The organism is Rhodoferax sp. GW821-FHT02C08 (assembly GCF_059421805.1).
Genome location: NZ_JBWKVR010000004.1, coordinates 149,466 through 169,938, shown reverse-complemented (window position 1 = coordinate 169,938; position 20,473 = coordinate 149,466). Strand labels below are relative to the sequence as shown.

The following is a 20,473-nucleotide window of genomic DNA, read 5'->3' as shown; positions in this document are numbered from 1 at the left end:
CATGCTCCGCGTCCAACACGCCAGCGTATTTTTTGAAGCCCGCGACGGCAGGCCGGTGCATGCGCTGGACCGGGTATCGCTGGACATCCCACAGGGCGGCTTTGTGGTGGCCCTGGGCACTTCCGGCTGCGGCAAATCCACCTTGCTGAATGCCATGGCCGGATTCCTACCTTTGTCCGATGGCAGCATCACGCTGGACGGGCGCCCGGTGAAGGGTCCGGGTGCCGATCGTGGCGTGGTGTTCCAGAAGGACACGCTGCTGCCCTGGAAATCCGTGCTCGACAACGTCGCCCTGGGCCTGCAGTTTGCCGGCCTGCCGCGCGCCGAGCGCCGCGAGCGGGCACTGGAGCTGCTGCGCCTGGTGGGTCTGCAGGACTTTGTCAACGCCGCGCCCTACGAGCTGTCAGGCGGCATGCGCCAGCGCGTGGGCCTGGCCCGTGCCCTGGCGCCCGATCCGCACATCCTGCTGATGGACGAGCCCTTTGGCGCGCTCGACAGCATGACCCGCGAACAAATGCAGGAGCTGCTGGTGTCCGTCTGGGCGCGTACCGGCAAGCGGGTGTTTTTCATCACCCATTCGATCGAAGAAGCGCTGTTCCTGGGTACCGAACTGATCGTCATGTCCCCCCGGCCGGGTCGCATCGTGGCGCGCTTCAATCTGGACTTTGTACGCCAGTACGCCCGCGACGGCGACGCCCGCGCCATCAAGACATTACCCGCCTTCGCCCAGCTGCGCGAAGACATACGCGCCATCGTCCACCAGTCTGAACACAACACCGAAAACACCGAAGAGGCCACCGTATGAGCGATCTAGCCGTTCCCGGCGCCATCCACAGCGCCAGCGCCGCCCCTCGCACCGCCAGAGAGGCGGCCATGCCGCGGCTGGTGAAGATGCGCAGCTTTGGCATAGGCGAGCATTCCACCGTGACCACCAGCGTCGCCACCGGCGCCGCCATCCTGCTGCTATGGTGGCTGGTGGCGCAGACCGGCCTGGTGCCACACCTGTTTCTGCCCACCCCGGCCGAGGTGCTAGCCACGGCCCGCAGCATCTGGGACGACGGCTATGCCAACGCCACGCTGTGGGAGCATGTGTCTGCCAGCCTGGTGCGCATACTCTCGGCCGCCGCCATCGCGGTGGCACTGGGCATACCTGTGGGTATCGCCATGGGTTTGAACCGCTGGGCCAAAGGTGTACTGGACACGCCCATAGAGTTCTACTGGCCGCTGCCGCCGCTGGCCTATCTGCCGCTGATGATCATCTGGCTGGGCATAGGCGAAGCGTCGAAGATCACCCTGCTGACGCTGGCCATGTTTGCGCCCGTCGTGCTGTCGGCCCAGGCCGGTGTGCGGTCCCTGTCGCAAGAGCGGGTGAACGCTGCGCTGTCGCTGGGCGCTAACCGCTGGCAGTTGTTCAGCCAGGTGGTACTGCCGTCTGCGCTGCCCGAGATTTTGACCGGCATCCGCATCGCGCTAGGCGTGGGCTGGAGCACGCTGGTAGCGGCGGAACTGATCGCGGCCACGCGCGGCATAGGCTTCATGGTGATGTCGGCCTCCCACTTCCTGGCGACTGACGCGGTGTTTGTCGGCATCGTCATCATCGCAGCTTGCGCATTTGCATTTTCCCTGGCCATGCGCCTGCTGGAGCGCTGGCTACTGCCCTGGAAGGGCAAACACTGATTGCTTCAAATTTGATAGCTACTAGCGCAGGTATTAGCTGCGCCAGCAGCCTTTTTACCCAGATGAATAGGAGGAGCAAAAACCCTGTATGTAGGAATCGGGCTACGAACAGTAACGGCATCGTCTGCTGTGCGGATGGTCGGGAATTTTCAATACTGTAGGTATACAAAACCCACAGGAGAAACTCCATGAACAGCAACTACCGCATCCACCGCGCCATCGCTACTGCCACCATAGCCGCCGTTTTGCTCACCTTGGGCGGCTGCGCAGGCATGAACCGCAGGCAGCAAAACACCGCTACTGGCGCAGCCATCGGCGGTGCTGCCGGCCTGGTTCTAGGGGGTAACGCGGTAGGCACGGCTGCTGGTGCAGCAGCCGGCGCCTTCATCGGCCACGAAGTCAGCAAGTAAGCTGATCTGCGCTACCTAGCTAGCGCGACACACCCAAAAGCCTGCTGAGCAGCTCCGGCTGCTCTTGCAGGCTTTTTGCCGTTCCGGTGTAGACCACGGTGCCGCGGTCCAGCACGGCAGCGGTATCTGAGATCGCCAGAATCGCCTGCGGATGCTGCTCGACGATGATGGCCGACAGGCCTTCCTCGCGGGTGATGCGGCGGATGGCCCGCAGCAGCTCCTGCACGATGATGGGGGCCAGGCCTTCGCAGGGTTCGTCCAGCAGCAGCAAGGTCGGGTTCAGCACCAAGGCCCGTCCCAGGGCCAGCATCTGTTGCTCGCCGCCCGAAAGCTGCGTACCCAGATTCGTCTTGCGTTCCGCCAGCCGCGGGAACAGGCTGTAAACCCGCTCCGGCGTCCACGGGCTGGACGCGCGCCCTGCCCGCGCCGGCCGCGCCACCGCGGTCAGGTTCTCGTGCACCGTCAGCGACTTGAAGATATTGCGTTCCTGCGGCACCCAACCGATGCCGACCGCGGCCCGCTCGTGCGACGGCAGCTTGTGCAAGGCGATGCCACCAAGCTGGATGCTGCCCCCGTGCTGGCGCGTGGCGCCAGCCAGGGTGTTGATCAGCGTGGTTTTACCAGTGCCGTTGCGACCCAGCAAGGCCAGCGTCTGGCCTTCGTTCAGACTCAGCGCGATGCCATTGAGCACCACCGCCTCGCCATAGCCGGCGCTCAGGCCCTGGACATTCAGCAGCTCAGCCATGGGCGAACCCTCCCTCGCTGGTCACAGGCGCCTCGTCCTCGCCATGGCCCAGGTACACGGCCTTGACCTGCGGGTCGTTGGCAATGGTTTGCGGATCGCCCTCGGTCAACACCGTGCCGTTGACCAGCACCGTCATGCGCTTGGCGAAACTGAAGACCAGGTCCATATCGTGCTCAATCAACAAAATCGATACCTCGGCCGGCAGCGCGGCCACGGTTTGCAGCAGCTCTTCGCGCTCGCCCGCGGGCACGCCAGCCACCGGCTCGTCCAGCAGCAGCACGCGTGGCTCACAAGCCAGCGCGATGGCAATCTCTAGTAGCCGGCGCTTGCCGTAGGCCAGCACCCGGGTTTCCTGGGCCATCACGGCCGTCAGGTGGAATTGCTCCAGCAGTTGCTCGCAGCGCTGCGTCACGTCGCGGCGTGCACCCAGCGCCTGCCACCACTTGCCGCCCAGGCCCTGGTGTTGCGACACCGTCATGGCCAGGGTTTCCAACGGCGTCAGCGTATCGAAAAGCTGGTTGATCTGGAAGGTGCGCACCATGCCGCGGCGTACGCGCTGGTATGGCGCCAGTTGGGTGATATCCTGCCCCTCCAGCACGATGCGGCCGGCGGTAGGCTGCAGCACGCCAGTGAGTAGATTGATCAAGGTGGTCTTGCCGGCGCCGTTCGGGCCGATCAGCGCGTGGCGCGCGCCTTTTTGCAGGTGCAGCGTAACGTTGTTGGTGGCGGTGATGCCACCAAACTGCATCACCAGGTCTTCGGCGGACAGCACGGTATCTGCGCTCATGGCCGACCTCCCGTCCGGCGCGGCAAACGCCAGGTCCAGGGGCGCAGCAGGCGTTCGCGGCCGACCAGCACCAGCACCACCAGGAACAAGCCGATCCAGAAGGTCCAGTACTGCGGCGTGATGCTGGACAGAAAGTCCTGCATCAGCTTGAACACCACCGCGCCGAGCACGCCGCCATACAGCCAGCCGACGCCCCCGACCACCAGGATCAGCATCACATCGGCCGAGCGGTGGAACTCGAACAGATCCAGCGAGGCAAAACCGGTGGTCTGCGCCAGCAAGGCGCCAGCCGCACCGGCAACACCAGCCGCCACGGTGTAGACCACCACCAGCCGGCTATGCACCGGGATGCCGATGGCCATGGCACGCAGCCGGTTGTCGCGTATCGCCTTCAACGTGGCGCCGAACGGCGAGTGCACCAGCCGCCGCGCCAGCACGAACAGCACGAGCAGCACGCTGAGCGAGTACCAGGCCGCAGTCTGCCCCATCAGATCAAATTCAAACTGGCCCAGCAGCGGCCCCATCACCACCCCCTGCAGGCCATCGGCGCCACCGGTCAGCCAATCCAGCTTGTTGGCCAGCTCCATCAGGATCAGGCCGACGCCGAGAGTCACCATCAGCCGCGTCAGGTCCGTGCCGCGCAAGATGGTGGCGCTGCAGATGGCGCCCAGCAGCGTCGCGGTGGCGATGCCGAATACCAGGCCGAGCAGCGGGTCGGGCATCACCAGTTTGGCAAACAGCGCGGCCGAATAGGCACCCATGCCGAAGAAGGCGGCATGGCCCAGCGACACGATGCCGGTGTAGCCCAGGATCAGGTCCAGCGACAGCGCGAACAGCGCGACGATGGCGATCTCGTTGATGATCAGCGCGTGGCGCGACAGTACCCAGGGCGCGGCCAGCGCCAGCAGCCACAGCGCGTATTCCCAGGACTTCCAGCGGCCGCTTTTCAGCAGCAGGTTTTGCGATTCAGACTGCATCACTTGCCCCCTTGGCGAACGAACAGGCCTTGGGGCCGCCAGATCAGAATCACGATCATCAGGCTGTAGACGATGAAGGCCCCGAGCTTGGGGATGTAGTACTTGCCGGCCACGTCGGCAACGCCCAGCAGTAGCGCGGCCAGCAGCGGCCCGGTGATGCTGGAGGTGCCGCCGACAGCGACCACGATCAAAAAGTAAATCATGAATTTCAACGGAAAGCTTGGATCCAGACCTAGCACCTCGGCACCCAGCGCGCCGCCGAGGCCGGCCAGGCCCGAGCCCACGGCAAAGGTGCCCAAAAACACCAGGTTCACATTGATGCCCAGGCCGGCCGCCACGCGTTGGTCGTCGACCGAAGCACGCAGGCGGCTGCCGAAACGGGTGCGCGCCAGCACATACTGCAACGCCACTGTCAGCGCGGTACACACGGCGATGATGAACAGCCGGTAGTGGCCCATGCCCAGCATCCAGGCACCCTCGCCCACTTCGGTACGGCCCTTCAGCCATTCGGGCAGCTGGATGATCTGCTGACTGGAGCCGATGAAGTAGTCGGCGCTGGCCACCGCCATGAAGGTCAGCCCAATGGAAAACAGCACCTGGTCCAGATGCGGCTTGCGGTACAGCGGCCGGTACAGCGTGCGCTCCAGCACCGCACCCAGCAGGGCCGAGCCCAGGAAAGCCAAGGGCAGGCACAGCAGAAACGGCACACCGAAGCGCTGCATCAGCAACACTGTGATGTAGCCGCCCACCATGGCAAAAGCGCCGTGCGCCAGGTTGATGAAATTCATCAACCCCATCGTCACCGCCAGGCCCACAGCCAGAATGAACAACAGCATGCCGTAGGCAATGCCGTCAAAAAGAATCGTCAACATGCGATAGCCAATCTCTCAAGTATCCGCAGGAATTCGAGCCCGCCGGAGGCGCGACTGCCTTACCCAGAACAACCGCGGAACCGGCTTTGCCGGGCCGCCGGTTGTGCCCCCCCTTCGTATCGGTTTTTCAAACCGATACGAAGGGGGGGCGGAAAGTGCGCAGCACTGTAGCCTGGGGGTGTTACTTAGCCTTGCCCGGATCTTTCACGTCCTTGATGACCGCGAATTCCACGTTGTACAGCTGGCCGTTCTTGCGCTCCACTTTGCGCAGATAGATGTTTTGCACGATGTCGCGGGTTTGCGCGTCGATGAAGATCGGGCCGCGTGGGCTCTCGAATATCTGGCCCTTCATTGCCGCCAGCAAAGCGTCGCCGCCGCCCTGGCCCTTGGTGGCGCGCAGTGCTTCGTAGATCACGCGCATACCGTCATAGCCACCCACGGCCATGAAGTTCGGGCGCAGACCCTTGTTCGCCTTGCCAAAGGCATCGACAAACTTGGCGTTCAAGGCCGAAGGATGGTCGGTTGAATAGTGGTGCGAGGTGACCACGCCCAGCGCGCCGTCGCCCATGTCGTTCAATTGGTCGTCATCGGTCACGTCGCCGGTACCGATCAGCTTGATGCCGGCCTTGTCCATGCCGCGCTCCAAAAACTGCTTCATCACCGCTGCACCGGCGCCGGAGGGCACGAAGACAAACAGCGCATCTGGCTTCAGGTCGCGCACTTTCTGCAGGAACGGCGCGAAATCCGGGCCGCGCAAAGGCACGCGCAGCGACTCTGGCACCTGGCCGCCGTTGAACAAAAAGCGCTCTTTGAAATACTTCTCGGCGTCCAGGCCCGGGCCGTAGTCGCTAACCAAGGTCACCACCGTCTTGATGCCGTTCTTGGGTGCCCAGTCGGCCATGCTGACCGCTGCCTGCGGCAAGGTGAAGCTGGTGCGTACGATGTACGGCGAAGCCTGAGTGATGCTGCTGGTGGCAGCGGCCATCACCACTTCGGGCGTCTTCGACTGGGTGGCGATGGGCGCGGTGGCCAGGGCCGATGGCGTAATACCGAAGCCAGCCAGCACATTCACCTTGTCATTCACCACCAGTTCCTGCGCCAGGCGCTTGGTGACGTCGGGCACGCTGGTGTCGTCCTTGACGATCAGCTGTATCTTCTTGCCGGCCACGGTATCGCCGTTCTGCGCCATATAGAGCTTGGCTGCGGCTTCGATCTGCCTGCCGGTGGAAGCCTGCTGGCCAGTCATGGGCAGGATCAGACCAATCTTGAAGACATTGTCTTGCGCTATCGAAACAGTAGCACCCAGCGCAGAAACGGCGAGCACTGTGGCGCGAATAAAGAAATTCTTGGGCATATCTTGTCTCCTGGTGGATGGGAATCAAACGCTCTGGCAGCCCCCGGCACACAAGTACCTTGCACCGCAAATCCGACTACACGATCAAGTGTAAGTGGCTGCAACATAAAGCAATCACTAACAGTTGTATAGCAGATATATAACAGCTGTACCCCATCACCAGGGCTAACCCTATTGCGCCCAGCGCGCTCAGGCGCTTGCGATGGCGGCTATTGATGCCTGCGGCGACCGGGCCGGGCCATTGGCTTCCGCGACAGGGGCCGACTCTAACCGGAACACAGATACCGCCGTCACTAGATCGCCGGCCTGCCCCTTCAGGCCACTGGCCGCGGCAGCCATCTGCTCGACCAGCGCAGCGTTCTGCTGATTCACCTGGTCCATCTGGGCCACGGCTTCGCCGATTTGCGACACACCGCTGCTCTGCTCGGCACTGGCCACGCTGATCTCGCCCACAATGGCAGCGAGCTTGCGGATGCTGGACACCACCTCGGCCATGGTGCTACCGGCCTCGTCCACCAGGCCCACGCCCTGCTCCACCCGCTGCACGCTGGCGGCGATCAGCGACTTGATCTCCTTGGCGGCATCGGCCGAGCGACTCGCCAGCGAACGCACCTCAGACGCCACCACCGCAAAGCCGCGCCCCTGTTCGCCCGCGCGGGCGGCTTCCACGGCAGCATTCAGCGCCAGGATATTGGTCTGAAAGGCGATGCCGTCAATCACGCTGATGATGTCGGCGATCTTGCGCGAAGACTGGTTGATGCCCTGCATGGTCTCAACCACCTTACCCACCACATCACCGCCGCGCACGGCCACCTGCGAAGCCTCCAGCGCCAGCCGGTTGGCGCTGTGGGCGCTGTCGGCGTTCTGCCGGACGGTACTACTAAGCTCTTCCATCGACGCCGCAGTCTGCTCCAGCGCACTGGCCTGGTGCTCGGTCCGCGCGCTCAAGTCATGGTTGCCCTGGGCAATCTCGGCACTGGCCCGGGCTACCTCGTCCGCCCCCATGCGTATGGATTGCACGATCTGCGTCAAAGACGATTGCATGCCGGCCATCGCAAACACCACGCTGCGCTGGTCGTTCGGCTGCACCTGCACCGGGCTGCTCAAATCGGCCTGGCTGATGGACGTTGCCAGCGCCACCACGGCATCCGGCTGCCCACCCAATTGGCGCAGCAAATGCCGGCTGATCAGCACAGCCAGCACGATCGACAGCAGCACGCAGGCCAGCGTCACGCCCATCAGCACCAGCTGGGCCTGGGTCACGGCTTGTCGGCCCTGGGCCTTGTCTTGTTCCGCCTGTGCCAGCTGGTCTTGCCACAGCTTCTGCAAAGCCTGGTAGGCCGCCACATACACCTGCTGGCTGGGCCCGTCGAAGAAATCACTGGCTTCCATGGCCCGCTCGCCCTCGGCACCTGCGGCGGAATTCGACATCTGGAAGAAGGTGCTGCGCAGCGCATGGTATTTGGCGATGGCACCCAGCAAATTGGCCTGTAGCGCCGGGTTCGCCGATATACCGCTGCCTGCCTTGTAACGCGCCAATGCGGCATCCAGCTCCTTCACGGCGGCTTTCACCACCAGCTCTTCACGGTCCTTGGAGGGCATATTCAACGCCGCCAAATGCTTGAGCTCGGATATGCGCACCGCCTGCAATTTGTCGTTCACCTCCCCCAGAGCCGTCAGCGCGGGCAAGCTGGTGTCCACCAGGCCATCAAAATCCGCATGCATGGACGTAATGCGGCTGTAGGCCGTCAAGGCCAGCACCACCACCAGCACAATCACCATGCCAAAGGCCAAGCCCAGTTGGCGCCCCACACTCATTCTGGAAAGCATCTTGGAATTCACCTTTGTGCGCTGCAGCGGCCCCAGCGCCTCCGTCCAACACCAACACATACACCAGGCCAGGATGCATACGGATGGCTGACTCCACCCAGATACATCAGCTTACATTTGGCGCCCGTGCCGGATGCATACCGATTTGTCGATTGCTGGTACGCAATTGGTTTTTCGGCTCAGGATATCCCTAGGAGCAGGCTTTAAGCGCCATGGTCCTACACGGCCCAAGTGGTGGCCGACGGTAAAATGCACAGCATGTTTCGTTGTGTCTTTGCGGTCGTTCTGTTCTTTGCCATGCTGGCATCCGGCTTGTACGCCTGGGCAGGCGAGCCGACAATGGCCGAGCACCATGTGGTGCAGGAACAGATACCTTTGCAGGCAGATGCCTGCGGCGAAAGCTCCACCAGCAACAAGCCGTTGCTCACAGACCAGCAGTCCGACACCGCTGAGACCGACAGTGGTTTTGACAGCCCCGCGCTGTGCCACTCGGCGCCGTCCGGCCTGACTTTTGGCCGCAAGTCGGCTGCGGCCATACCTTTCACACCCACCGCTTTCCTGCAACCGTTCTCGGATGGCTTGCGCAGGCCACCACGCTTGGCCCTGCTCCGCACCTAGTGCGGCGCAGCGTTTCTCTGCAAGAGAAACGCCCGCCCAGACCCTAGGCTGCGGGCCCTCTCACTGACGCTCTTGTCCGGCCTGCTGCTGTAGCGGCGGCTATTTGCACTCCACTGAAAGCTTACCGATGAACACACTCCACTCCAACACCTATGGCGCGGCTGAAAGCCTGCCCAGCACGGCGCAGCGCAACCGCGTTTTGCGCAATACCTATTGGCTGCTGGTACTGTCCATGCTGCCCACCGTGCTTGGCGCATGGCTGGGCGTAACAACCGGCATTTCCCGCGCCATGTCGCCCGGCATTGGCATGCTCGTCTTCCTGGGCGGCGCGTTCGGCTTCATGTACGCCATCGAGAAGACGAAAAACTCTGCGGCCGGCGTGCCGGTGCTGCTGGCGTTCACGTTTTTCATGGGGCTGATGCTGTCGCGTATGGTCGGCACGGTGCTGGGCCTGAACAACGGCGCCAGCCTGGTGATGACTGCCTTTGCCGGTACCGGCGGCATCTTCCTGGGCATGGCGGTCCTGTCTACCGTCATCAAGCGCGACCTGAGCGCCATGGGTAAATGGCTGTTCATCGGCGCGATCCTGTTGCTGGTAGCCGGCGTTGCCAACTTCTTCATACAGTCCAGCGCGCTGATGATGACGCTGTCGGTACTGGCCATAGGCATCTTTTCCGCCTTCATCCTGCACGACCTGAAGCGCGTACAAGACGGTTACGAGACAAACTACATCAGTGCCACACTGGGTGTCTACCTGAGCCTGTACAACGTGTTCCAGTCCTTGCTGGCACTGCTGGGCATGGGCGGCAGCCGCGACGAATAAGCGACGAACTCCCTGGGCCATCGGCATACCGGTAGCCCAGGGAGTGGCACAAAAACCATGCACACGCTCTTACTGCGCAGCTACTAGCTCAGCTGCATTTTTCTGGCCACGGCTGGCCTTGTCGGTTGCAACGGCTACCCCGCCGAGGCTCGGCGTACGGCTCTGCGCAGGCAAAGACCGAGGCACTGCCCTGCAAGATCACGACGCTCGTCAAGCGACGCACACGCGAGTGTCAAGCGGACACCGAAAACCAGGCTGCGGTGTCCGTTTGACGGTCTAGTTAATCCAGCCAGCGGCGCGCGTTGTGCCAGAGCTGCATCCACGGGCTGAAGCTGCTGACATCGCCGCTGGTCCAGCTCTTCTGCACGTTGCGGAACACGCGCTCGGGGTGCGGCATCATCGCGGTGAAGCGGCCATCGGCCGTGGTCACCGCGGTCAGGCCACCGGGGCTGCCGTTCGGGTTGAACGGGTAGGCCTCGGTCGCCACACCATGGTTGTCGGTGTAGCGCATCGCCGCAATCGCCTTGGTCGCGTCGCCACGGTAGGCGAAGTTGGCATAGCCTTCGCCGTGCGCCACGGCAATCGGCATGCGGCTGCCGGCCATGCCTTGCAGGAACACGCTGGGCGATTCCAGGATTTCCACCATCGACAGCCGCGCTTCGAAGCGCTCGCTGCGGTTGGTGGTGAAGCGTGGCCAGGCTTGCGCGCCGGGGATGATGTCGGCCAGTTCGGCAAACATCTGGCAGCCGTTGCAGACGCCCAGCGCCAGCGTGTCCTGCCGGGCAAAGAAGGCCTTGAACTCTGCCGCAAGCACCGGGTTGAAAGTGATGCTGCGCGCCCAGCCTATGCCGGCACCCAGGGTGTCGCCGTAGCTGAAGCCGCCGCAGGCCACCACGGCCTGCATATCCTGCAAGTGCACGCGGCCGGATTGCAGATCGGTCATGTGCACGTCGAAGGCCTCGAAGCCCGCCTCGGTGAAGGCGTAGGCCATCTCGGTGTGCGAATTCACGCCCTGCTCGCGCAGCACGGCAACCTTGGGCCGGGTCAGCTTCAAGGCCGGCGCCGCTACGGTTTTCGTAGCTGCTGGCGTAGACAGTACCTGCGCCAGAACACTGTTTGGCTCTATAAACACATGCAAGCCTGGGTCGTTGGCCGCACCGGCTGCTGCGTGCTCAGCATCGGCGCAGGCCGGGTTGTCGCGCTGCTGGCAGATCTGCCAGCTGACGCTGTCCCAAACCTGGTGCAGATCGGCCAGCTTGGCGCTGAACACGGCTTTCGCATCGCGCCAGACCTGGACTTCGCCCACGCCGGCGCTGATCGCGCTGTCTGAACTTGTTGGTATGGGCCGGGTCTTGCCCACGACGTGGCTGTGCTTGCCCAGGCCATGCGCGCGCAGGGTCTGGACCACGGCGTCACGGTCAGACGTGCGCACCTGCAGCAGCACGCCAAGTTCTTCGTTGAACAGCGCCTTCAAGGTCAGCTCTTCGCGGCGCGGGCCGACTTGGCCTGCCCAGTTCTTGCTGTCGCCCACATCCATGCGGCTGTCGGAAATACCATCGCCTTCGGTGACCAGCAGATCGACATTCAGCGCCACGCCCACGTGGCCGGCAAAAGCCATTTCGCAGGCTGCCGCGAACAGGCCGCCATCGCTGCGGTCGTGGTAGGCCAGGATTTGCGGGCGCACGGCATTGACGGCGTTCACCAGGTTGACCAGGTCTTGCGCATCGTCCAGATCGGGCACGGCATCGCCGACCTGGTTCAAGGTCTGCGCCAGGATGCTGCCGCCCATGCGGTTTTGGCCCTTACCCAGGTCGACCAGGATCAGCGTCGTGTCTTCCGTCGCGTTCAGCTGCGGCGTCAAGGTGCCGCGCACATCGGGCAGGCTGGCAAAAGCGGTGACGATCAGGCTGACCGGCGAGGTCACCTTCTTTTTGTCCGCATCGTCGGTCCATTGTGTACGCATGGACAAACTGTCCTTGCCCACCGGGATCGAAATGCCCAGCGCCGGGCACAGCTCCATGCCCACGGCCTTGACCGTGGCGTACAGCGCGGCGTCTTCGCCGGGTTCACCGCAGGCGGCCATCCAGTTGGCCGACAGCTTGACGCGGGGCAGATCGAAGGGTGCAGCCAGCAGATTGGTGATGGCTTCGGCCACGGCCATACGGCCGGACGCAGGGGCGTTGACGGCAGCCAGCGGCGTACGCTCGCCCAGAGCCATGGCCTCGCCCGCAAATCCCTTGTAGTCGGCCAGGGTGACGGCGCAATCCGCCACCGGCACCTGCCACGGCCCGACCATCTGGTCGCGGTGGCTGAAGCCGCCCACGGTGCGGTCGCCGATGGTGATCAGGAAGCGCTTGCTGGCGACAGTCGGGTGGGCCAGCACAGCAATGGCGGCTTTTTGCAGATCCACGCCGGTCAGTTCCACTGGCGCAAAGGTGCGCGCCACGGTCTTCACATCACGGTGCATCTTGGGCGGCTTGCCCAAGAGCACATTCATCGGCATGTCGACCGGGCTGGCCGCGCCGTCATCGGCGACGATCAGTTGGCGCTCTTCGGTAGCGACACCGACCACCGAGAACGGGCAACGCTCGCGCTCGCACAGCGCGGTGAAAGCCTCCAGCGAATCCGGCGCGATGGCCATCACATAACGTTCCTGGCTCTCGTTGCACCAGATTTCCTTGGGGCTCATGCCGCTTTCTTCCAGCGGCACGGCACGCAGGTCGAAGCGTGCGCCGCGACCGGCGTCATTGGTCAGCTCGGGGAAGGCATTGCTCAGGCCGCCGGCGCCGACGTCGTGGATCGCCAAAATCGGGTTCTTGTCGCCCTGCATCCAGCACTGGTTGATGACTTCCTGGGCCCGGCGTTCGATCTCGGGGTTGCCGCGCTGTACCGAGTCGAAGTCCAGCGACGCGGCATTCGCGCCGGTGGCCATCGAGCTGGCCGCGCTGCCGCCCATGCCAATGCGCATGCCCGGGCCGCCCAGCTGCACCAGCAGCGAGCCGGCGGGGAATTCGATCTTGTGGGTTTGCGTGGCGTCGATGGTGCCGAGGCCGCCGGCGATCATGATGGGCTTGTGGTAGCCGCGGCGGATGCTGTCCACATCGGAGGTGACGGTCTGCTCGTACTCGCGGAAGTAGCCCAGCAGATTGGGCCGGCCGAATTCGTTGTTGAAGGCCGCGCCACCCAGCGGGCCCTCGACCATGATTTGCAGCGGGCTGGCGATGTGCTCGGGTTTGCCGATGGACACGTCGCCGTCTTGCGGCCAGAGCTTGGAAACGGTGAAGCCGGTCAAGCCCGCCTTGGGCTTGGAGCCGCGGCCCGTCGCGCCCTCGTCGCGGATCTCGCCGCCAGCGCCGGTGGAGGCGCCGGGAAATGGCGAGATCGCGGTCGGGTGGTTATGGGTTTCAACCTTCATCAGCACATGGTGCTGCGCGCTACTCTTTTCATAGCTGCTGGCGCTGGTAGTACCTGCGCCTGAGGCCAATTTGGCCGAATTCCCAAATTCAGCCGATTTGGCTAAAAATCGTTCGATCTCGAAGCCTTCCATCACCGAGGCGTTGTCCGAGTACGCCACCACGCTGTGCTGCGGCGCCAGCTGGTGGGTGTTGCGGATCATGCCGAACAGGCTTTTGGGCTGCGCCACGCCGTCGATGGTGAACTCGGCGTTGAAGATCTTGTGGCGGCAATGCTCGCTGTTGGCCTGGGCGAACATCATCAGCTCCACGTCGCTGGGGTTGCGCTTCAGCGTCGTGAAGGCGTTGACCAGGTAGTCGATTTCGTCGTCGGCCAGGGCCAGGCCGAATTCGGTATTCGCCGTCTCCAGCGCGGCGCGGCCACCGCCGAGCACGTCGACCTGGGCCAGGGGCGCGGCTTCCAGCGAGGTGAACAGCTCTTGCGCCTGGCTGCGGTCCAGCATGGCACTTTCGGTCATGCGGTCGTGCAGCAGGTCGGCCACCTGGGCCAGTTGCTCGGCGGACAATACAGTTTTGCCCAACAAAGGCTGCTTGACAGACAAACGGTATTCGACCAGGCGCTCGACCCGGCGCACGGCCAGGCCGCAGTTGTGGGCGATGTCGGTAGCCTTGGACGCCCAGGGCGACACGGTGCCGAAGCGCGGGGTGACGACCAGCAGCGGGCCTTCGGCCGGGCCGGCATAGGGGTCGCCATAGGTCAGCAGGCCGTCCAATTGGGACTTGACGGCCTCCGTCAGAGGCGCATCGCTGGCCACCAGATGCACAAAACGCGCGGCAACACCGCTGATCTTGTCGTGGATGGCTTGCAGCCGGGGAAGAATTTGTTGAACGCGGAAGTCGCTGAGGGCATTGCCGCCCTCAAACTGGGAAATGTGCAAGGTCACTATAGCGGCCCGGGTTGGGGAAGTTAGCCTCTGATTTTAACGGCACGGTCAAAGCGTACTTCCCGCATCTAGGATAATTACAGCCATGACTATCACCTACAAAGACGCGGAAGGCATCGCAGGCATGCGCATCGCAGGCCGCCTGGCTTCCGAAGTACTCGACTACCTGACCCCCCACGTGGTGCCAGGCGTTACCACCAACCAGCTGGACAAGCTGGCGCACGACTACATCACCCAGGTGCAGGGCGGCATTCCGGCCCCGCTGAACTACACCGCCGGTGGCAACATCCCCTACCCCAAGTCGATCTGCACCTCGGTGAACCACCAGGTTTGCCACGGCATCCCGAACGACAAGCCGCTGAAAAAGGGCGACAGCGTAAACATCGACGTGACCGTCATCAAAGACGGTTGGCACGGCGACACCAGCCGGATGTTCATTGCTGGCGAAGGCAGCATCCTGGCCAAACGCCTGGCGGCGCTGACCTATGACGCGATGTGGCATGGCATCAAGATGGTCAAGCCCGGCATCCACCTCGGTGATATCGGCCACGCCATCCAGCGCTTTGCCGAAAGCAATGGCTTCAGCGTGGTGCGCGAATTCTGCGGCCACGGTATTGGCCGCGTGTTCCACGAAGAACCGCAGGTGCTTCACTACGGCAAACCCGGCACGCTGGAAATGCTGAAGCCCGGCATGACCTTCACCATCGAGCCAATGATCAACGCCGGCAAGAAGGAGATCAAGGAAGGGCCGGAAAAAGACGGCTGGAGCATCGTCACCAAAGACCATTCCCTGTCGGCCCAGTGGGAACACACCATCCTGGTCACCGAGACCGGCTACGAAGTACTGACCGTCTCTGCGGGCAGCCCGCCCATCCCAGCATTCGTGCCAGCCCAAGCCTGAAGCTTCTACGCGCCCCACCATGACCGACATCCAGGCGCTGCGGGCGCATTACCTGCAGGAAAAATCGCGTTTGCTGCAAACCGTGCGCGACAGCGGCCCCAGCACCCGGGGCCTGCGCAAGGCTTTGCAAAACCTGTCCCACCTGGCGGACGACACCTTGCGCGACCTTTGGGTGCGCGCCGGCTTCACCGCCTCGTTCGCTCTGGTGGCGGTGGGCGGCTTTGGCCGGGGCGAGCTGTTCCCCTACTCGGATATCGACGTGCTACTGATGCTGCCCGACGGCGAATCGCCCGAGCAAGACGAGGCATTGAAATCGCGCATCGAAGACTTCATCGGCAGTTGCTGGGACGCGGGGCTGGAGATCGGCTCCAGCGTACGCAGCCTGGAAGACTGTCTGGCCGAAGGCAGCAAGGATGTGACGGTGCAGACCGCGCTGATCGAGTCGCGCCTGGTCACCGGCGACGCCAAGATGTATGCCGACTTCCGCCAGCGCCTGGGCACGGTGTCCGACCCGCGCGCCTTTCTGGTGGCCAAGACGCTGGAGATGCGCCAGCGGCATAACAAGTTTGAAAACACGCCCTACTCACTGGAGCCCAACTGCAAGGAATCGCCAGGCGGCCTGCGCGACCTGCAAACCATTCTGTGGGTGGCCAAAGCTGCCAACCTGGGCAAGAGCTGGGAAGAGCTGGTGCGCAGCGGCATCGCCACACCGCACGAGGCCAAGCAAATCAAGCGCAACGAAGACCTGCTGTGCCTGATACGCGCCCGCCTGCACCTGACAGCGCATCGCCGTGAAGACCGCCTGGTGTTCGACCTGCAGACTGCTGTGGCCGAATCGTTTGGCTATAGCTCCGAGGACGACGACGGCCAGCCGGTGCGCGCCAGCGAAGCGCTGATGCGCCGCTACTACTGGGCGGCCAAGGCCGTGACCCAACTCAGCCATATCCTGCTGCTGAACATCGAGGAGCGGCTGAACCCCTCCACCCACCTGCTGCGGCCGATCAACGAGCACTTTTTTGAAAAAGCCGGGATGATCGAAGTCGCCAGCGACGACCTGTACCACCGGCACCCACACGCCATTCTGGAGACCTTCCAGGTCTACGCCTGCACGCTGGGCGTGCGTGGCCTGTCGGTGCGCACGCTGCGCGCCCTGTACGGCGCGCGAAGCCTGATGACCTCGCAGTTCCGCAAGGACCCGGTAAACCGCGCCACCTTCATGCGCATACTGCAGCAGCCGGCTGGCATCACCCATGCGCTGCGGCTGATGAACGATACCTCCGTGCTGGGCCGCTACCTGTGGGTGTTCCGACGCATCGTCGGGCAGATGCAGCACGACCTGTTCCACGTCTATACCGTCGACCAGCACATCCTGATGGTGCTGCGCAATGTGCGCCGCTTCTTCATGGCCGAGCACGCCCACGAATACCCGGCCTGCTCGCAGCTGGGCGCCGGCTGGGACAAGCCCTGGATCTTGTTTGTGGCGGCGCTGTTCCACGACATCGCCAAGGGACGTGGTGGCGACCATTCCGAGCTGGGCGCGCTGGAAGTACGGCACTTCTGCAGCCAGCATGGCATCAACCGCGAAGACGGCAAACTTATCGAATTCCTGGTCAACGAACACCTGACCATGAGCCGCGTGGCGCAAAAGGCCGACCTGAGCAACCCGGACGTCATCAACGCCTTTGCCAAACGCGTAGGCAACGAACGCTATCTGACCGCCTTGTACCTGCTGACCGTGGCCGACATCCGCGGCACCAGCCCCAAAGTCTGGAACGCCTGGAAGGGCAAGCTGCTGGAAGACCTGTACCGCACCACCCTGCGCAGTCTGGGTGGCCGCGCACCCGATCCGCAGGCCGAGGTAGAGGCGCGCAAGCGTGAAGCCCTGGTGCTGCTGGCCCTGCACGCCCAGCCTTTTGAGTCGCACAAAGCCCTGTGGGACACGCTGGACGTGGGCTACTTCATGCGCCACGACGCGGCCGACATCGCCTGGCATACGCGCCAACTGTCACGCCACCTGGCCTTCCCGGCGCCGCTGACGGTGCCGCCGCATGCGGTGAAACCGGTGGTGCGCGCCCGCCTGTCGCCAGTCGGCGAAGGCCTGCAGGTAATGGTCTACACGCCCGACCAGCCCGATCTATTTGCGCGCATCTGCGGCTTCTTCGACCAGGCCGGCTTCAGCATCGTGGACGCCAAGGTGCATACCGCCCGCAACGGCTTCGCGCTGGACACCTTCCAGGTGGTCACGGCCATGCTGCCCGAGCACTACCGCGAGCTCACCAGCATGGTGGAAAACGACCTGGACCACACCCTGGCCCAGCAAGGCCCACTGCCGCCACCCAGCAAGGGCCGGGTGTCGCGCCGGGTGAAGAGCTTCCCCATCGCGCCGCGCGTGGACCTGCGGCCTGACGAAAAAGGCCAGCGCTGGCTGCTGAACATCTCCGCCAGCGACCGCGCCGGTCTGCTGTACCTGGTGGCCCGCGTGCTGGCCAAGCACAACCTCAGCGTGCTGCTGGCCAAGGTCACCACCCTGGGCGAGCGTGTGGAAGACAGCTTTTTGGTGCAAGGCCCAGAGCTGCAGTACAACCGCAACCAGATCGAGATCGAGACCGAGCTGCTGGACGCACTGGCCGCCAAATGAAGCAAGACGTCAGCTAAAAACTGGCGCCAAACTGATAAGCTCCAGATCACAGAAATCCTTCTGAACTGGTCCGCCCTGCACTTGGGGCGGCCAGCCTGTTTCCACCTATCCACCGGAGAAAACCATGGCCAAAGGTCAACAAAAAACCAATAAAGAAGCCAAGAAACCCAAGAAGGACACATCTCCACCCAAGCCCATTTCGGGTGAAGCCGTGCGCCCCACCATCACCACCGTGGTGCCAGTGCGCGGCAAGCTCAAGAAGGTTTAAAGGTTTCCCAGGCCACTGCTATTGAATTAATAGCTGCCTCCGCAGGATATACGGGCGCCAGTGCCTTATTTCTCTTAAATATCCCGACTGCGGATGGAGCCGCTCACAGCAAGGGACGCAGCTCCCTTGCCGCCTCCAACAACACCGGCAACAGCTCTTTGCGCAGCACCTCTTGCTGCAGCCGTTGCGGCGTGGTCACCACATTCAGCGCAGCCACCGTCTTGCCCTGCAGATTGCGCAGCGGAATCGCCAGGGCATGCACGCCCAATTCGTGCTCTTCACTGGCCACGCAATAGTCGTCAGCGCGTACCTGCGCAACCACCGCGCGAAAAACTTTGGTGTCGGTAATAGTGTGCGCGGTCAGCCGGGCCAGGCTACGCCCCTTCATCCAGGCATTAAAGCTCGACTTGGTCTCCGCCGCCAGCAGCACCCGCCCGGTGGAAGTGGCATGGGCTGGCAAGCGTGCACCCAGGTGCAGGCCATACGCCAGCACGCGCAAGGGCCCGCCGCTGCGGTCGTTGCCACTGCGCGCCACGATGACCACCTCGTCGCCGTCACGCACCACGGCCGAGAACGACTCCAGCGTCTGCGCCGCCAGCCGGTTCAGCGTGGGTTGCAGCACCCGCGGCAGCTGGGCCGAAGCCAGATAACTACCTGAAAAACGCAGCACCTTGGCCGCAAGCCAGAAGTAGCTGCCATCGGTATCCAGGTAGCCCAGGTGCGCCAGGGTCAGTAAATGGCGCCGGGCGGCAGCCCGCGTCAGGCCCGCACGCTGCGCCGCCAGGGTGGCGTTCAGGCGCTGGCGCTGCGTGTCAAAACTCTCCAGCACCGCCATGCCTTTGGCCATGCCTTCGATCAAATCGGCCTTCTGAATCTCCATGGGCGCCCTTCTGTGGATGTTTGCGCGGTGATCGCGCAGCAGTCTCGATAATCGCACAAAGAGCGCCGAACGGCCGCCACAGAACGTTCCTGGCAGCCTAAGCTAACAGGCAAATTACGCCCTCAGGAGACACCCCATGCGAACCCAGGTTGCCATCGTCGGAGCCGGCCCGTCCGGCCTGCTGCTCGGCCAGTTGCTGCACAAAGCCGGCATAGACAACATCATCATCGAACGCCAAAGCCCTGACTACGTGCTGGGCCGCATCCGCGCCGGCATACTGGAACAAACCACGGTGGACATGCTGCGCGAAGCCGGTGTGGGGCCCCGCATGGAGGCCGAAGGTGTGGTGCACCACAGCATTGAGCTGGTGTTCTCCGGCGTGCGGCATGCGATCGACGTGCATGGACTGACCAACGGCAAGGTGGTCACCGCCTACGGCCAGACCGAACTCACCCGCGACCTGATGGATGCACGCAGCGCCGCTGGCCTAACAACCATCTACCAGGCTGCCAACGTCAGCGTGCATGATTTCGACAGCGAACACCCCAAAGTGCACTACCAGAAGGATGGCCAGAACTTCGAGCTGGAATGCGACTTCATCGCCGGCTGCGACGGCTTCCACGGCATCTGCCGCGCCAGTGTGCCCGAGGGCTCCATCACCGAATACGAAAAGGTCTACCCGTTTGGCTGGTTGGGTGTGCTGGCCGATGTGCCGCCCGTGTCGCCGCACGCCATCGTCTACGGCAACAGCGAACGCGGCTTCTCGCTGTGCTCGATGCGCAGCCTGACGCGCAGCCGCTACTACGTACAGTGCCCCCTCACCGACAAGGCCGAGGACTGGAGCGACCAGCGCTTCTGGGACGAGCTGCGCAGCCGCCTGGACCCGGACCTGGCCGAGCGCATCGTCACCGGCCCTACGCTAGAGAAAAGCATCGCCCCGCTGCGCAGCTTCGTGGCCGAGCCGATGCGCTTTGGCCGCATGTTCCTGGCCGGCGACGCCGCCCACATCGTGCCTCCCACCGGCGCCAAGGGCCTGAACCTGGCCGCTAGCGACGTCAAGTATTTGTCCAGCGCCTTCATTGAGTTCTATGCCGAAAGGAGCGCGGCTGGTATCGACACGTATTCACAGCGCGCCCTGGCACGCATCTGGAAGGCCGAGCGCTTTTCCTGGTGGTTGACCTCGCTGATGCACAAGTTCCCCGACACCGGCGCCTTTGGTCAGCGCATGCAGGAAGCCGAACTGGAATATCTGGTGAACTCCACCGCCGCCTCCACGGTGCTGGCGGAAAACTATGTGGGCCTGCCGCTGAACCTGGAGCGCTGAGCCCAGCCCATC

Annotated in this window: 17 protein-coding genes; 9 read left to right on the top strand and 8 right to left on the bottom strand. The window is 63.5% G+C overall.

Annotated elements, in window-relative coordinates; translation table 11 throughout:
• Nucleotide 1: 1 nt before the first annotated feature.
• The 3 genes from AC07VY_RS06530 (at nt 2) to AC07VY_RS06520 (ending at nt 2,087) form a co-directional block, all read left to right on the top strand.
• A complete protein-coding gene (locus tag AC07VY_RS06530; RefSeq protein WP_495096806.1) occupies nt 2-805 on the top strand; it encodes a taurine ABC transporter ATP-binding protein in 804 nt (267 codons plus the stop codon).
• A gap of 68 nt (nt 806-873) precedes the next feature.
• On the top strand, nt 874-1,677 hold the full coding sequence (locus AC07VY_RS06525) for an ABC transporter permease subunit (RefSeq protein WP_495096914.1): 804 nt from the start codon (nt 874-876) through the stop codon (nt 1,675-1,677).
• A 188-nt stretch (nt 1,678-1,865) separates the two neighbouring features.
• Entirely contained in the window at nt 1,866-2,087 is a 222-nt protein-coding gene (locus tag AC07VY_RS06520; RefSeq protein ID WP_495076186.1) for a YMGG-like glycine zipper-containing protein, read from the top strand.
• A gap of 19 nt (nt 2,088-2,106) precedes the next feature.
• On the opposite strand, the gene AC07VY_RS06515 is transcribed toward AC07VY_RS06520, so the two are convergent.
• The 6 genes from AC07VY_RS06515 to AC07VY_RS06490 form a co-directional block, all read right to left on the bottom strand.
• Nucleotides 2,107-2,832, bottom strand: coding sequence for an ABC transporter ATP-binding protein (locus AC07VY_RS06515; protein ID WP_495076187.1), 726 nt, complete (start codon nt 2,830-2,832; stop codon nt 2,107-2,109).
• Entirely contained in the window at nt 2,825-3,619 is a 795-nt protein-coding gene (locus AC07VY_RS06510) for an ABC transporter ATP-binding protein (RefSeq protein ID WP_495096807.1), read from the bottom strand. Before AC07VY_RS06510 ends, AC07VY_RS06515 begins: the two co-directional genes overlap by 8 nt.
• Entirely contained in the window at nt 3,616-4,596 is a 981-nt protein-coding gene (locus AC07VY_RS06505; protein ID WP_495096808.1) for a branched-chain amino acid ABC transporter permease, read from the bottom strand. Before AC07VY_RS06505 ends, AC07VY_RS06510 begins: the two co-directional genes overlap by 4 nt.
• Complete coding sequence (locus AC07VY_RS06500) at nt 4,596-5,468, bottom strand: branched-chain amino acid ABC transporter permease (protein ID WP_495096809.1); 873 nt, start codon at nt 5,466-5,468, stop codon at nt 4,596-4,598. Before AC07VY_RS06500 ends, AC07VY_RS06505 begins: the two co-directional genes overlap by 1 nt.
• Nucleotides 5,469-5,649: 181 nt before the next feature.
• Complete coding sequence (locus tag AC07VY_RS06495; RefSeq protein WP_495096810.1) at nt 5,650-6,822, bottom strand: ABC transporter substrate-binding protein; 1,173 nt, start codon at nt 6,820-6,822, stop codon at nt 5,650-5,652.
• 189 nt (nt 6,823-7,011) lie between these two features.
• Nucleotides 7,012-8,652, bottom strand: coding sequence for a methyl-accepting chemotaxis protein (locus AC07VY_RS06490; protein ID WP_495096811.1), 1,641 nt, complete (start codon nt 8,650-8,652; stop codon nt 7,012-7,014).
• Between the two features lie 258 nt (nt 8,653-8,910).
• Here AC07VY_RS06490 and AC07VY_RS06485 point away from each other — a divergent pair, with 258 nt between their 5' ends.
• A complete protein-coding gene (locus AC07VY_RS06485) occupies nt 8,911-9,270 on the top strand; it encodes a hypothetical protein (RefSeq protein WP_495096812.1) in 360 nt (119 codons plus the stop codon).
• Nucleotides 9,271-9,397: 127 nt separating this feature from the next.
• Nucleotides 9,398-10,093: a Bax inhibitor-1/YccA family protein gene (locus AC07VY_RS06480; RefSeq protein WP_495096813.1), complete on the top strand. Its 696-nt coding sequence runs from the start codon at nt 9,398-9,400 to the stop codon at nt 10,091-10,093.
• A gap of 280 nt (nt 10,094-10,373) precedes the next feature.
• On the opposite strand, the gene purL is transcribed toward AC07VY_RS06480, so the two are convergent.
• On the bottom strand, nt 10,374-14,450 hold the full coding sequence (purL, locus tag AC07VY_RS06475) for a phosphoribosylformylglycinamidine synthase (protein WP_495096814.1): 4,077 nt from the start codon (nt 14,448-14,450) through the stop codon (nt 10,374-10,376).
• A gap of 85 nt (nt 14,451-14,535) precedes the next feature.
• Between purL and map the strand changes: the two genes are divergently transcribed.
• The 3 genes from map to AC07VY_RS06460 all read left to right on the top strand — a co-directional run bounded on the left by map (nt 14,536) and on the right by AC07VY_RS06460 (nt 18,257).
• Nucleotides 14,536-15,351 (top strand): type I methionyl aminopeptidase, encoded by an 816-nt coding sequence (map, locus tag AC07VY_RS06470; protein WP_495096815.1) that lies wholly within the window; start codon nt 14,536-14,538, stop codon nt 15,349-15,351.
• Between the two features lie 19 nt (nt 15,352-15,370).
• The gene (locus AC07VY_RS06465) at nt 15,371-17,989 is read left to right on the top strand and encodes a [protein-PII] uridylyltransferase (RefSeq protein ID WP_495096816.1); all 2,619 of its coding nucleotides are present in this window, start codon (nt 15,371-15,373) and stop codon (nt 17,987-17,989) included.
• Between the two features lie 124 nt (nt 17,990-18,113).
• Nucleotides 18,114-18,257 carry a hypothetical protein gene (locus tag AC07VY_RS06460; protein WP_490593722.1) on the top strand — a complete coding sequence of 48 codons (144 nt, stop codon included), beginning with the start codon at nt 18,114-18,116 and terminating at the stop codon, nt 18,255-18,257.
• A gap of 103 nt (nt 18,258-18,360) precedes the next feature.
• Here the strand turns inward: AC07VY_RS06460 and AC07VY_RS06455 are convergent, their stop codons facing one another.
• Nucleotides 18,361-19,137, bottom strand: coding sequence for an IclR family transcriptional regulator domain-containing protein (locus tag AC07VY_RS06455; RefSeq protein ID WP_495096817.1), 777 nt, complete (start codon nt 19,135-19,137; stop codon nt 18,361-18,363).
• A 136-nt stretch (nt 19,138-19,273) separates the two neighbouring features.
• On the opposite strand from AC07VY_RS06455, the gene pobA reads away from it, so the two are divergent.
• Nucleotides 19,274-20,461, top strand: coding sequence for a 4-hydroxybenzoate 3-monooxygenase (pobA, locus tag AC07VY_RS06450; protein WP_495096818.1), 1,188 nt, complete (start codon nt 19,274-19,276; stop codon nt 20,459-20,461).
• Nucleotides 20,462-20,473 lie beyond the last annotated feature (12 nt).

Bases quoted from the DNA above. Each gene is read 5' to 3' on its own strand.
- AC07VY_RS06525 (WP_495096914.1), top strand. From the start codon at position 874: ATGCCGCGGCTGGTGAAGATGCGCAGCTTTGGCATAGGCGAGCATTCC.
- AC07VY_RS06510 (WP_495096807.1), bottom strand. From the start codon at position 3,619: ATGAGCGCAGATACCGTGCTGTCCGCCGAAGACCTGGTGATGCAGTTT.
- AC07VY_RS06485 (WP_495096812.1), top strand. From the start codon at position 8,911: ATGTTTCGTTGTGTCTTTGCGGTCGTTCTGTTCTTTGCCATGCTGGCA.
- AC07VY_RS06455 (WP_495096817.1), bottom strand. From the start codon at position 19,137: ATGGAGATTCAGAAGGCCGATTTGATCGAAGGCATGGCCAAAGGCATG.
- AC07VY_RS06460 (WP_490593722.1), top strand. From the start codon at position 18,114: ATGGCCAAAGGTCAACAAAAAACCAATAAAGAAGCCAAGAAACCCAAG.
- pobA (WP_495096818.1), top strand. From the start codon at position 19,274: ATGCGAACCCAGGTTGCCATCGTCGGAGCCGGCCCGTCCGGCCTGCTG.
- AC07VY_RS06490 (WP_495096811.1), bottom strand. From the start codon at position 8,652: ATGCTTTCCAGAATGAGTGTGGGGCGCCAACTGGGCTTGGCCTTTGGC.
- AC07VY_RS06530 (WP_495096806.1), top strand. From the start codon at position 2: ATGCTCCGCGTCCAACACGCCAGCGTATTTTTTGAAGCCCGCGACGGC.
- map (WP_495096815.1), top strand. From the start codon at position 14,536: ATGACTATCACCTACAAAGACGCGGAAGGCATCGCAGGCATGCGCATC.
- AC07VY_RS06500 (WP_495096809.1), bottom strand. From the start codon at position 5,468: ATGTTGACGATTCTTTTTGACGGCATTGCCTACGGCATGCTGTTGTTC.
- AC07VY_RS06480 (WP_495096813.1), top strand. From the start codon at position 9,398: ATGAACACACTCCACTCCAACACCTATGGCGCGGCTGAAAGCCTGCCC.
- AC07VY_RS06520 (WP_495076186.1), top strand. From the start codon at position 1,866: ATGAACAGCAACTACCGCATCCACCGCGCCATCGCTACTGCCACCATA.
- AC07VY_RS06495 (WP_495096810.1), bottom strand. From the start codon at position 6,822: ATGCCCAAGAATTTCTTTATTCGCGCCACAGTGCTCGCCGTTTCTGCG.
- AC07VY_RS06505 (WP_495096808.1), bottom strand. From the start codon at position 4,596: ATGCAGTCTGAATCGCAAAACCTGCTGCTGAAAAGCGGCCGCTGGAAG.
- AC07VY_RS06465 (WP_495096816.1), top strand. From the start codon at position 15,371: ATGACCGACATCCAGGCGCTGCGGGCGCATTACCTGCAGGAAAAATCG.
- AC07VY_RS06515 (WP_495076187.1), bottom strand. From the start codon at position 2,832: ATGGCTGAGCTGCTGAATGTCCAGGGCCTGAGCGCCGGCTATGGCGAG.